Genomic DNA, 12,800 nt, shown 5'->3' with positions numbered 1-12,800 from the left:
ATTAATGAAGAATATTCTTTTAACAAGTTTGCTAAGTTTAGGAAGTTTGGTATTTGCACAAGAATCTAATAAAATAACCGCCCTCAAAGTGAACGCGCTGACATTGCCCATAGGCGTTGTTAATGTAGGTGTCGAAAGACAGTTGAGTACGCATTATACCCTACAAGCCGATGTTCTTGTATCGCCTTGGAAATCCTTTGCAGGTAAACATGCACAAGCCTATTTGTTAGGTTTTGATGGAAGATATTATTTTGACAAAGCTTTTGAAAAGTTTTATATTGGCGCCAATATTTCTGGAGGATATTTTAATATCCAAAAGTGGAATTATTGGAATGATAATTTCTATGTTCACAAAGATGGCGAGGTAACGCCTTATATTCAGTCCAACCTATATCAAAAAGGTTATACTTTTATTGTGGGCGCTGTAGGGGGCTACCAATTCAAATGGAATGACAAATGGAATCTGGATATCTATCTCGGTATCGGAAGCATGCAAAGTTTCTACAAAGGTTATGATAAAATAAGTGGCGAACGTTACGATAACGACATCGACAGAGATGGACACGAGTGGGACAGAAGCGGCGAATGGCTGCCATATCGCGGCGGTGTAATGTTGACGTACAAACTTTAATTTTAATAATGATGAAGAACATTTTTAATATCAAATATCTGGGCATTGCGGCAATCGTATTTACGGTATTGTTTTTAATGAATTATCTTGGGAACGATCAACCCGACAAAATGGAACGTGCTGTATTAACAGGATTAGGTGGTGTTGCAGGCTTAACTATTTGGATGATCTTTTTTAATAAAACTAAAGATGATGATCCTCCACAAAACTTTGACTAAAACCTATTAATAAAAAATCCGCTAAAAAGCGGATTTTTTTATTGTTGATATTGAAATCGAGTATATATAATTGATGTGTTTTTCAGATTTTGATTAATGTTCTGAAATTTGCAATCATCGTGCCAAAGCGGATTTTCAATGCTTTTGTCAAATGAAAAACGCCCTCTTAAAAGTGTGTTTGTTTCATACTTTTAAGAAGGCGTATCGGTTTTTATTTAGCAAAACTAATCTTAGTTTGGGTAAATCATATATTTTGCACGGATTTTACTAAAATTCTCTAAATCTGCCTTCCAGCTATTTCTAATCTCTTTTTCAGATTTTCCAGAGATTAATTGTTTTCTTAGCGCATCGCTTCCTGCTAGTTTATCAAAAAATAAATTCTTTAGGAAAAAGTTTTTTTTGTTATGGTCAAAATCCTTGTAAGCCTTCAATAGCCATGATAATTCTAGTTTTCTTAGCTCTGTTTTATGCTGGCTAAGATCTTCGCCATAACATAGCTGTCCGTTTAGAAAAGGATCTTTCGCACCATAATTGGGTTTTGGCGTAAAGCGGTAGGTCATGTTTTTAATCCAAGGCGAACCATATATTTGGAACGGAACCTCGGTGCCACGTCCAACAGATACTTCTGTTCCTTCAAAAAAGCAAAGGCTAGGATAGAGGTTGATGGACAAATCATTTGGAAGGTTGGGCGATGGTCGTTCGGATATGGGATAAGGCTTGTTTTTATGATAGTTTTTCATCGGTATAATTTCGTATTGGCATTGCATGCCGTTTTTGAGCCACTTTTCGCCATTCACCATTTCACCATATTCGCCAATCGTTAATCCATAAACAACAGGCACAGGATGAAGGCCTACAAAGCTCGACCATTTGCTTTTAAGAATTGGCCCATCGATATAGCCATCATGGGGATTGGGACGGTCAAGAACCATCACTGCAATATTATTTTCCGCAGCCGCTTCCATAACGTAGGTTAAAGTCGAAATATAGGTGTAAAAACGTACGCCAGCATCCTGAATGTCAAACAGGATAAGGTCCACATCTTTGAGCTGTTCTTTGCTGGGTTTTTTATTAGCACCGTATAGCGAAACTATGGGAAGCTTGGTTTTAGCATCGATTCCATTTTTGATGTGTTCGCCAGCATCGGCATCGCCACGGAAGCCATGTTCTGGCGCGAAGATGCTTTTGATGCTAAGTTGTTGTTCCACGAGATAATCTACCAAATGTTGTTTGTTCTTTAGCAAAGAAGTTTGGTTGGCGACGATGATAATGTTTTTGTTGCGGAGTTTTTCCAAATAGAGTTCGGGTTGATCCGCGCCAGTTCGGAAGTCTGTATCTGCAATGTTTTGGGCGCCTAAGCTTTGGGTGATTCCAAAATAAATTAGGCACATCAAAACTAATTGTTTAATTTTGAGCTTTAAAATCATTAAGTTGAATTTTCCTTTATTTTTCTCTAGAAAGATTGCCTTTTCCAAAGATAACAAAAATAATCTATCAAAGGTTATTGTGTACATCGGACGCGTTTCTGTAGCGTTGGGGATCATCGTTTCGTTGATTACTGTTGCCACAGGTCTAGGTTCCAAAAAAGCAATTGAAAACCGTATTTCTAACTTTAGTGGTGATATTACTGTAAAATCAACGCGCTCTAACAATTCTTACAATTCATCAATATTAGACCAAAAAGGTTTGAACCTTAAAGCTTTAAAATCTCTTGATGAAGTGGCAGGTGTACAATCTTATGCCACCGTAAGTGGTATTTTGAGAACCGAGAAAAACTTTTCTGGTGTTATCTTAAAAGGTGTGGGTAAAGACTTTGACAGATCGCGATTTCAAAGCTTTATGGTGGCTGGGGAAATCCCAAAATATGACGAAGATGGCTACAACAACAATGTGATATTGTCGGATAAGATTGCTAAAGATTTATCTCTAAAGCCGAACGACAGTATTGTTGCTATTTTTTCCAAAGAAGATCAAAAACCGATCTATAGAAAATTCCGTGTTAGTGGAACCTATAAAACCGATATCAAATTGGTGGACGACCTATACATGATTGGCGATATCAACCACGTTAGAAAAGTACAGAATCTTAATGATGGCGAAATTGGAGGTCTGGACATTTTCCTGAAAGATAACAGCAACATGACCAAAGATTATCCCATCATCGAAAAATATATCGGTTACAAAAACTATGCAGAGCGCGTTATCGACAGGTACCCACAGATATTGGACTGGATTAATATTTTTAATCAAAACATCAGTCTTATCATCACCATTATGCTATTGGTAGTCGTTATTAATATTGTTATGGTTTTGCTCATCTTAATCATCGAACGTACCAACTCTATTGGACTTCTCAAAACAATTGGTGCGACCAATGGGCAGATTCGTGCTATTTTCATCAACTATACCCTTATGATTATGGTTCCGGGGCTTATCATCGGGAATGTCATCGGTATAGGTTTATTATTATTACAAAAGTATTTTGGTATCATAAAACTGGATCCTGAGAACTACTTTATCAGTACCGTTCCAGTGGATCTTAATCCTATTCACATTTTATCTATTTCTGCAGGGATTTTAATTATTTCGGGTGTCGCCATGATTATTCCGAGTTATATCATCAGCAAAATCTCTCCTGTGAAGTCTATAAAATATGATTAATCAATAACAATTTTTTATGAAATATTATAACAACATTTTAGAAACCATAGGTAACACACCACTGGTGAAGTTGAATAAAGTTTTGGGAGACGACTTCCCAGCTTTGGTATTAGCAAAAGTAGAAACTACCAATCCCGGAAACTCCGTTAAAGATAGAATGGCGCTCAAGATGATTGAAGATGCCGAAAAAGACGGCCGTCTGAAACCTGGCGGAACCATCATCGAAGGTACTTCTGGTAATACGGGTATGGGCTTGGCTTTGGCAGCCATTATTAAAGGTTACAAATGTATCTTCGTAACCAATTCTAAACAATCTAAAGAGAAATGCGATATTCTTCGTGCTGTTGGGGCGGAGGTTATCGTCTGCCCTACGGATGTTAAACCTACGGATCCCCGCTCTTATTATTCGGTGTCCAAAAGATTAGCAACCGAAACGGAGAATGGTTGGTATGTTAACCAATATGATAACTTGTCCAATCGTACAGCACATTACGAGCAGACAGCACCCGAAATCTGGGAGCAGACGGATGGTAAGCTAACGCATTTTGTCGCAGGTGCGGGGACTGGCGGTACGGTGACAGGTTGTGGCATGTTCTTCAAAGAGAAGAATCCAGATATCAAAGTCATCGGTATTGATACTTATGGTTCTATCCTTAAAGAATTTCATGAAACTGGCGAACTGCATCCGGACCATGCCTATTCTTATATTACCGAAGGTATCGGAGAAGATATTATCCCCGAAAACTACGATATGTCCGTTATTGACCATTTCGAAAAGGTAACCGATAAAGATGGTGCCATCTATGCGCGCAAACTGGCGAAAGAAGAAGGTATCTTCTGTGGTTATTCAGCGGGTAGTGCGATGGCGGCTTTGGTACAGATGAAAGACCAATTCACCAAAGATGATGTTATCGTGGTGTTGTTACACGATCATGGTTCGCGTTATGTAGCCAAAATATATAACGATGAGTGGATGAAGGAGATGGGTTGGTTATAGAAATTAATTAATCGATTTTTAAATATTAAAACCTCGTAAGTGATATAAGCTTATGAGGTTTTTTTGTTCTGGTGGCTCCTTTTCTGCATTGTGTTTTGTTCTTTTGACTGCTTTTGTTCGTTGAAGTGCTTCGTTTTTTTGACTGCTTCTAGTCGTTGAAGTGTTTTGTTCTTTTGACTGCTTTTAGTTGTCGAAGTGTTTTGTTCTTTTGACTCCGTCGAACCGCTGCGCTAGGTTTGCCTTGACGCAAAAGAACCAAAAAGTCAAGACTTTAAACTTTATCGCTATAAATTATTTTCATTCGCTAAAAAGTTTAAAACTCACGCCCATGCTTTTCCCTAGGCTTGTTCGGACACTAAACTTTTTTACGCTCATTCTTATAATTTATTTAACGCTCAAAGTTTAGATGTCGATTATCATCTCTGCTTTATTCGATGACCCATCTCGACTCCGCTCGATGATCATCTAGGTGGCTGAGCGGAGCCGAAGCCCGAGGCTTCAAATACCATAATCTAAAGTTTTATTAAATTCATAACCTTTAAAAATTAAATTACAATCTTTATGAAACCAGGTTATATGTATATTCTATTGTGTGCTGATAAAACTTATTATACAGGAAGTACAATTGATCTAGAACAGCGATTCACACAACATCAAGAAGGTCTTGGTGCTAATTATACTTCAAAAAGACTTCCTGTGAAATTAGTATATTATGAAACGTTCACAAATATTGCTGACGCTTTTTTGAGAGAGAAGCAGATACAAGGTTGGAGTCATAAAAAGAAAACAGCTTTGATTAATGCTTGTGATGTGGATTTAAAAAAATTAGCAGAATGTAATAACGATTCTCATTTCAGGAATAAGAAAGGTGGCTGAGCGGAGCCGAAGCCACATTGTTTTCATCTCGACTCCGCTCGATGACCCACTTCCACTCCGCTCGATGACCATCTAGGTGGCTGAGCGGAGTCGATGCCAGATTGTCTTCATCTCGACTCCGCTCGATGACCCACTTCCACTCCGCTCGATGACCATCTAGGTGGCTGAGCGGAGTCGATGCCAGATTGTCTTCATCTCGACTCCGCTCGATGACCATCTAGGTGGCTGAGCGGAGCCGATGCCACATTGTTTTCATCTCGACTCCGCTCGATGACCCATCTCGACTCCGCTCGATGACCCACTTCCACTCCGCTCGATGACCATCTAGGTGGCTGAGCGGAGTCGAAGCCAGATTGTTTTCATCTCGACTCCGCTCGATGACCATCTAGGTGGCTGAGCGGAGCCGATGCCACATTGTTTTCATCTCGACTCCGCTCGATGACCATCTAGGTGGCTGAGCGGAGTCGAAGCCACATTGTTTTCATCTCGACTCCGCTCGATGACCCACTTCCACTCCGCTTGGTGACCATCTAGGTGGCTGAGCGGAGTCGAAGCCACATTGTTTTCATCTCGGCTCCGCTCGGTGACCATCTAGGTGGCTGAGCGGAGTCGAAGCCACATTGTTTTCATCTCGACTCCGCTCGATGACCATCTAGGTGGCTGAGCGGAGCCGATGCCAGATTGTTTTCATCTCGACTCCGCTCGATGACCCATCTCGACTCCGCTCGATGACCCATCTCGACTCCGCTCGATGACCCATCTCGACTCCGCTCGATGACCCATCTCGACTCCGCTCGATGACCCATCTCGACTCCGCTCGATGACCCATCTCGACTCCGCTCGATGACCCATCTCGACTCCGCTCGATGACCCATCTCGACTCCGCTCGATGACCCATCTCGACTCCGCTCGATGACCCATCTCGACTCCGCTCGATGACCCACTTCCACTCCGTTTGTTGACTGCTTAGGTGGTTGAGTGGTGCCGAATTTGTGGGACTTAACATAATATGTGTCAATGAGATAGGTGTTTGTGGGTAACGAAATTTTTATTATTTTCATGGCATCAAATGAAATAAATATTTATTAACCTTTAAACACTTATGTATTATGGCAATTAAGTACAAATTAATTCAGAAAGCGCAGCCAGGCATCGCTGGTGGTGGTCTTAAAAAATGGTATGCAGCTATTGTGCTGGACGGCGAGGTAACTGTAGAGGACCTTGTTAAGAAGATCGAAAAATTCTCGGCATTGTCCGAGGCGGACATCCGTGGTGTTATCATCGCATTAGAAAATGTAATCCAAGAGGAGCTTGCCAATGGTAAAGTGATACGACTGGACAAGTTGGGGAGCTTCTATCCGTCGGTATCTAGCGAGGGTACTGCTAGAGAGGAGGAGTTTACGGTGGCTAACATCAAAAGTTCTAAGGTCAACTACCGCCCCGGAAAACGAATTAGCAATGCCATGTTAACTGCTACTTTTAAAAAGAAGGCTTAGTTAGCAAAAATACCAAGCTTGCTATGCGCTCATGACAAGCTTGGTAACGACCCATGGCAAGCTTGCTATCACCCGATAGCAAGCTTGCTTTTTTTTAGGCCTTGGGAAAGCCCTCTGGCAGGGCGTTGCAGACTGCCATATTTTGCTGATAATTCTTCTAATTTTAGCAATGTCGTAATTAACTTTTGGCGCATTGGCGTTGATGATGTGGGAGGGCAAGGTGTTTTTTGCCACGGGCTTGTTGCCAGATAATCTGTGGATAGGGATATTATGTTAAATAGCTGGTTGAAGAAAGCTTATTGATAGGCGATTTTTAAACGAATTGTTAAATTTATAAACATAGGTTAATTTTGTTGTATAAAAATAATATCTTTACCGCCTGTTATATTATATATATATGAAAACAAAACTATTATCTTTTAAGCTACTGCTACTGGTAGCCTTAAGTTTTTTATCGAGTAATGCTTTTGGACAAACGAAAACCATTACTATTAACACAACAAGTATTGGAGGGACTGCTGTTTTAGGAACAGGAGCATATGCTGACGGAGCGGAAAGAGCTTGGAGCCAAGATGATGTATCTTTCGGCGGAAAAGCGATTACTGCAAACCAAAACAATACCCCTTCAGGTAACTCAGCTGGAACCCTAATTCAAGTTGCAGCAACTGACGATGTTTTCTATAATACAACTGCATTGCCAGGAAAACTTGTAAGCGTAACTTTAAATTCAACAGGTACTGCCAGAACATACTCTTTGCAAGGAGGAAATGATTCTCGTCTAGTTAATAATGTTGCTAAAGATTATACTGTTACAGGAGGTACAGCAGTAGGATCTGCTTCTTCTACAGGATGGACGTCTACAGTTTTATCTGGTACAGATTATAAATATTTTGCTATTAAAAGAGCTTCTAGTAGTGCTTCTTATATAACTTCAATTGTTATTGAATATGAGGATGTAGCTCCCACAACCCCAACGCTTAGTGTGAGTACTGATGAAATTAATGATTTAGGTTATATTTTGGGTGCATCAACTTCTATTTCAAAATTAGTTAGCATTACGGGGATGAACCTAGATGGATCAAAAGATGTTCTCATAGGTATGGAGCAAGGTTCTTTATCAAATTTTGAAATTAGTCTTGCAGAAGATGGAACTTATGGGCCAGATTTATTTGTAGAGAATTATGATGGCTCTGCTTTAAATGTTTATGTTAGGTTGAAAACAGGTATGCCTATTGCGAATAATTATGAAGATATTTTAGATATCACAACAGATTATACAGGTATCGACGATTTAGGAGTTTTAGTTTATGGAGCTGTTACTACACCAATTATTATAACAGACCCACAAGAGCTTACTCCTTTTTCAACAAATGTTGGTGCTACAGATAGCAAAGATATAGCCATTTCTGGAAGTTTATCAACAGATGTAGCTACAGAAATTACAGGTGCAGATGCGGTGTATTTCTCGGTAAGTCCAAATTCCGTTACTGCAGCAGGTGGTACAATAACAATTAGTTATCATCCAACACAGCCTGGTAATCATACAGCGATTCTTAAACTTTCTACCAATGGTGGTGTAACGAAAGAATTAACTTTAACTGGAAATGCTGTAGTAGCTGCACCAGTAGCAATAGATGCAACTAATATCACAGGTACAAGCTTTGTAGCCAACTGGAATGCTGTCCCTAACGCTACCAGCTATAAGGTGAATGTGTATAAGGAAACAGGAGGTATTAATCCTAATGTGAATGTAGTGAGCTGGAATTTTGAAAATGAAAAAATTACTGCAACAGGAGGTATAATTGCTAACAGTGATAAGGTTGTATCTACTAACGCTACTTTGAATATTCCGCCAATTATAAAAATTAGCAATCCTGCTTCTGATGGATTTGTTCTACACGCTAATGGAGGATGGGGTTCTGGTTCGGAATCTAAATACTGGAAAATTAGTTTTACTACATTAAATATGACAAATTTGAAGATGTCATCAGTGCAGAGATCTTCAAATACAGGCCCACGAGATTTTAAAGTTCAATATTCTCTTGATGAATTAAACTGGACGGACCTTTCTGAAGGTAATGTTACTGTTCTTAATGACTGGGCATCAGGTCATATAAATAAAATTTCATTACCAATAGCTTGTGATAATAAACCATTGGTTTATTTGAGATGGATAATGAATAGTAATATTGCAGTAAATGGAGGTTCAGTGCAAAGTGGAGGGACTAGCACAATTGATAATATTTTGGTTGATGGAGATGAAAGTAGTGTTGTAAAAACCCCAATTGTAGGTTCGCCATTTACGGTGGCTGCACCAGCAACTTTTGCTAATATAACAGGATTAGAGGCAGATACAGACTATTTCTATACCGTAGAAGCTTTAATGGATACGTATTCATCTACAGCTTCTAACGAGATTGCTGTAAGCACAGCGGATAGAGTGATCTGGGATGGCACCGCTTGGAACAATGTGGTTGGTCCTAATGCACAGGTTAATGCTGAGATTGCAGGGGTTTATGATGTTACTACAGATTTTGTAGCTAAAGATCTTTCTGTTACAACGGGTAGTTTAGCGATTCAGCCAGGTCATAGTGTAACAGTACATGGCGCTCTTAGTCAGTCGGCTGATGATCTTATCACCGTAGAGAGCGATGCTAGCCTATTGCAAGTAGAAGGATCTACACACGATGGCAAAACAATTACCGTAAAACGTCATGCACATGTGCCTGCTAACCAATACAACCTATGGTCGTCACCAGTTGTAGCGCAAGACCTATATGCTTTGTATGGCGCTGCGGGTCCTGTACCTGCTGATAAAGTGATGGAGTATATCACCAAAACAGATACCTTCAAGCCAATGGCTACGGGATCAAAATCGGAGAGTGCAAAAGGCTATTCGGCATTGGGACTTGCTTCTAATGATGTAACGGCTATCTTCAATGGTGTACCACATAATGGTCCAGTTAGCTATGACGCAGGTGCTAATACAGGACAGGGCGATGGTTATAACCTTATTGGTAATCCATATCCTTCTAACTTCGATTTGGATAAGTTCTACAGTCTTAATAAAAATGCCTTAGATGGCGAAACAGTTGCTGAGCCAGGTGTTAATGTTGGTGATAATACCGCTTACTTCTGGGATAATACCGATAATGTTAGCTATGGTCAATATGGTAGTAACTACAATGGAGATAACTATGCGGTGTATAACTTCTCCAGCAAAACAGGAATTGGAGCTCCAGCTTTTAATGAAACAGGAGGAGGTAAAGTTCCTACTGCTATCATCAAACCAGGACAAGGTTTTATTGTAAAACTTAAGAATACAACTTCAAGTCTTAACTTTGATAACACGATGAGAACTTCGGATACGAGTCCTGTGTATTTCAAAACAGAAGCACCAAAACGTTATTGGCTAGAGCTAACAACGCCAAAACAACTTATCATCAGCACGGCGGTGGTGTACAACGAGGCGGCTGTTAATACTTATGACAAATACGATACAGCGGCTAACACCTTTGCTTCGGATGGCTTCTATACGATGACCAGCAATGCAAAAGCGGTGAGCATCCAGGGTCGTCAAGATGTTAATATTAAAGATGATGTTGTGCCAGTAGGCATCAAAGCTTATGAAGCCGGTGACTACAGCATTCGATTTGCTAAAGGTGACAATATCTTTGCCGATGGGCAAGATGTCTATCTTAAGGATAATAGCCTTAATAAAATTGTTAAGCTTAGTGATGCAGGTTACCACTTTGCATTAGACAAAGGTGTTAACACGACGCGTTTTGAAATCGTATATCAGTCGAAGACTTTAGCCGTGGACGCTGTTAACAGCCAGAAAGAGATTGTGGTGTACAAAGATGCCGACAGCTTTGTTGTAAAAGCGAGATCTAATGCGATTACCAAAGTTGAGGTGTATGATATGCTAGGGCGTCTGGTACTTGTTTCTGATAAAGCTTCCAAAGAGGTGCGTATCGCGAATGCTAGTTTGGTAGAAGGCACTTATGTTCTTAAGATAAGTCAAAACAATAATATTGTAACGCAAAAGGTAATAAAATAATAATCTGGGCGTTGATAACAACAGCGCCCTTTTTATCATAATTAAAGATATAGTTAGAATTATGAAAAAAATAATATATACGCTACTTATGACTTTGGGTCTTGTTAGTTTTTCATATTCTCAGTATGGTGGAGCGAATCGTTTTGATCAACCTACGGAAGAAAGAGAGCCAGCAAAAAGCACGCTAGAGCCTATGGATGGAGATGGTTCTGTAGCTCATAAACCCGGTAACCCAGGTGGTGTTCCTATAGATGATTACATTCCTGGATTGTTGGTGTTGGGTTTGGTAATGACGGGTTTTGCTACTTACCAGCGACAAAGACAAAAGTCATAACGTAAAGTAAGCATATTGTTCCGAGGCTCAGGCTTCGGAATTTTTTTTTGGTCTAGCATGTTGCATTTGGGCATGTAAAATATTTTTGGTAGGTTGGGCTTGGTATTTAGCATTATTAGGCGATTTCAGGAGATTGGTTAAGCGTAGTGTTAACAATGTTTCTGCTTTTTTGAATAATAGTTGTTAAAATATTATAAAATATTTTTTGAAATATATTAGCTTATCCGCTCTAAAAATGTAAATTTGTTACGCTAAAAATAACCCTGAGACCATCATTAAATTGAGAATAAGTTGTAAAGTGGAAATAAAGTTGTGAAAATCTAAATGGAAGGAAAAATTTGGCTGTCATCGCCACATATGGGAGGTGGAGAGATGAAGTATATACAACAAGCATTTGACGAGAATTGGATTAGCCCGTTAGGACCCAATGTTAATGCTTTTGAGGAGGATCTAGAGTCGTTTTTAGGAGAGGATGTACATGTAGCGGCTGTTTCGTCTGGTACTTCTGCAATACATTTGTCCCTTATCTTACTCAATGTAAAACCAGGAGATGAGGTGATATGTCAAAGTTTGACTTTTACAGCATCCGCCAATCCTATTGTTTATATGGGTGCGGTTCCTGTTTTTGTAGATAGTGAAAGAGAAACTTGGAATATCGATCCAATTTCTTTGGAAGAGGCTATTGTTGATGGTATTAATAGGGGTAAAAAACCGAAAGCGATTATAGCGGTATGTATCTATGGTATGCCTTATAAAGTTGAGGAGGTAAGAGCTATTGCCGATAAATACCAAATTCCGCTGATAGATGACAGTGCTGAAGCGCTTGGTAGTATGTATAAAGGTGTAAAATGTGGTACGCTTGGAGATTTATCTATCTTGAGTTTTAATGGTAATAAAATTATCACCTCTTCTGGCGGAGGAGCTCTTGTTGTAAAAAACAGGAAGTATAAGGATAAGGCTGTTTTCTTATCGACCCAGTCAAAAGATGCAGCGCCACATTATCAACATTCGGAATTGGGATATAACTATCGGTTAAGTAATATTTGTGCAGGCATCGGGAGAGGACAGATGGAAGTCCTCAACGATAGGGTTAGTCAAAGAAGAAGCAACCATGCTTTTTATGAGTCGTTTTTGAATGATGTTGATGGTGTAAGTTTGTTTTCTGAACCTAATGAAGACTATTTTTGTAACTATTGGTTGTCGGTTATTTTGTTAGACCCTACAAAGATTAAGCGTAATCGTGAAGAAATAAGAGAAGGCTTACTAAAAGAAGGTATCGAGGCGCGACCATTGTGGAAACCTCTGCATCTGCAGCCTATTTTTAAAAATTCTAGGTTTTATGGAGGGGATGTTTCCGAGACTTTATTTAATCAAGGCTTGTGCTTGCCTTCTGGATCTAATCTGAGTGAAGATCAAAAAGAGCATATTAAGAAAGTTTTATTAGCTTTATTATAAAAAAATTGTTGTAAGTGTTGTGTGTATAGGGATAGTTTTATCCAAAACGATTATTTTTTTGACAAATACGTC

Annotated in this window: 10 protein-coding genes; 9 read left to right on the top strand and 1 reads right to left on the bottom strand. The window is 39.5% G+C overall.

The features are described 5' to 3' along the window. The first annotated feature begins 4 nt into the window (after nucleotides 1-4). Nucleotides 5-631, top strand: coding sequence for a DUF3575 domain-containing protein (locus ACVFVN_RS00820; RefSeq protein ID WP_456233769.1), 627 nt, complete (start codon nucleotides 5-7; stop codon nucleotides 629-631). 8 nt (nucleotides 632-639) lie between these two features. Beyond that, entirely contained in the window at nucleotides 640-849 is a 210-nt protein-coding gene (locus ACVFVN_RS00815) for a hypothetical protein (protein ID WP_456233768.1), read from the top strand. A 230-nt stretch (nucleotides 850-1,079) separates the two neighbouring features. Here ACVFVN_RS00815 and ACVFVN_RS00810 read toward each other — a convergent pair whose 3' ends face one another. Continuing rightward, nucleotides 1,080-2,276, bottom strand: a complete 1,197-nt coding sequence (locus ACVFVN_RS00810) for an exo-beta-N-acetylmuramidase NamZ family protein (RefSeq protein WP_456233767.1) — start codon at nucleotides 2,274-2,276, stop codon at nucleotides 1,080-1,082. Nucleotides 2,277-2,280: 4 nt separating this feature from the next. Between ACVFVN_RS00810 and ACVFVN_RS00805 the strand changes: the two genes are divergently transcribed. From ACVFVN_RS00805 to ACVFVN_RS00775, 7 genes are all read left to right on the top strand, one after another. Continuing rightward, complete coding sequence (locus ACVFVN_RS00805; RefSeq protein WP_456233766.1) at nucleotides 2,281-3,510, top strand: ABC transporter permease; 1,230 nt, start codon at nucleotides 2,281-2,283, stop codon at nucleotides 3,508-3,510. A gap of 16 nt (nucleotides 3,511-3,526) precedes the next feature. Next, the gene (locus ACVFVN_RS00800) at nucleotides 3,527-4,507 is read left to right on the top strand and encodes a PLP-dependent cysteine synthase family protein (RefSeq protein ID WP_456233765.1); all 981 of its coding nucleotides are present in this window, start codon (nucleotides 3,527-3,529) and stop codon (nucleotides 4,505-4,507) included. Between the two features lie 561 nt (nucleotides 4,508-5,068). Continuing rightward, nucleotides 5,069-5,383, top strand: a complete 315-nt coding sequence (locus ACVFVN_RS00795; RefSeq protein ID WP_165132802.1) for a GIY-YIG nuclease family protein — start codon at nucleotides 5,069-5,071, stop codon at nucleotides 5,381-5,383. Between the two features lie 1,109 nt (nucleotides 5,384-6,492). Beyond that, the gene (locus ACVFVN_RS00790; protein WP_165132799.1) at nucleotides 6,493-6,879 is read left to right on the top strand and encodes an HU family DNA-binding protein; all 387 of its coding nucleotides are present in this window, start codon (nucleotides 6,493-6,495) and stop codon (nucleotides 6,877-6,879) included. 397 nt (nucleotides 6,880-7,276) lie between these two features. Further along, the gene (locus tag ACVFVN_RS00785) at nucleotides 7,277-10,939 is read left to right on the top strand and encodes a T9SS type A sorting domain-containing protein (RefSeq protein WP_456233764.1); all 3,663 of its coding nucleotides are present in this window, start codon (nucleotides 7,277-7,279) and stop codon (nucleotides 10,937-10,939) included. Nucleotides 10,940-11,000: 61 nt separating this feature from the next. Then, nucleotides 11,001-11,273 (top strand): hypothetical protein, encoded by a 273-nt coding sequence (locus ACVFVN_RS00780; protein ID WP_456233763.1) that lies wholly within the window; start codon nucleotides 11,001-11,003, stop codon nucleotides 11,271-11,273. Nucleotides 11,274-11,597: 324 nt separating this feature from the next. Continuing rightward, complete coding sequence (locus ACVFVN_RS00775) at nucleotides 11,598-12,728, top strand: DegT/DnrJ/EryC1/StrS family aminotransferase (protein WP_456233762.1); 1,131 nt, start codon at nucleotides 11,598-11,600, stop codon at nucleotides 12,726-12,728. Nucleotides 12,729-12,800: the final 72 nt, after the last annotated feature.

It is taken from the genome of Soonwooa purpurea (assembly GCF_053891095.1).
Note: the sequence above shows the minus strand (reverse complement) of the source record. Positions and strands in the feature narration are given on the sequence as shown.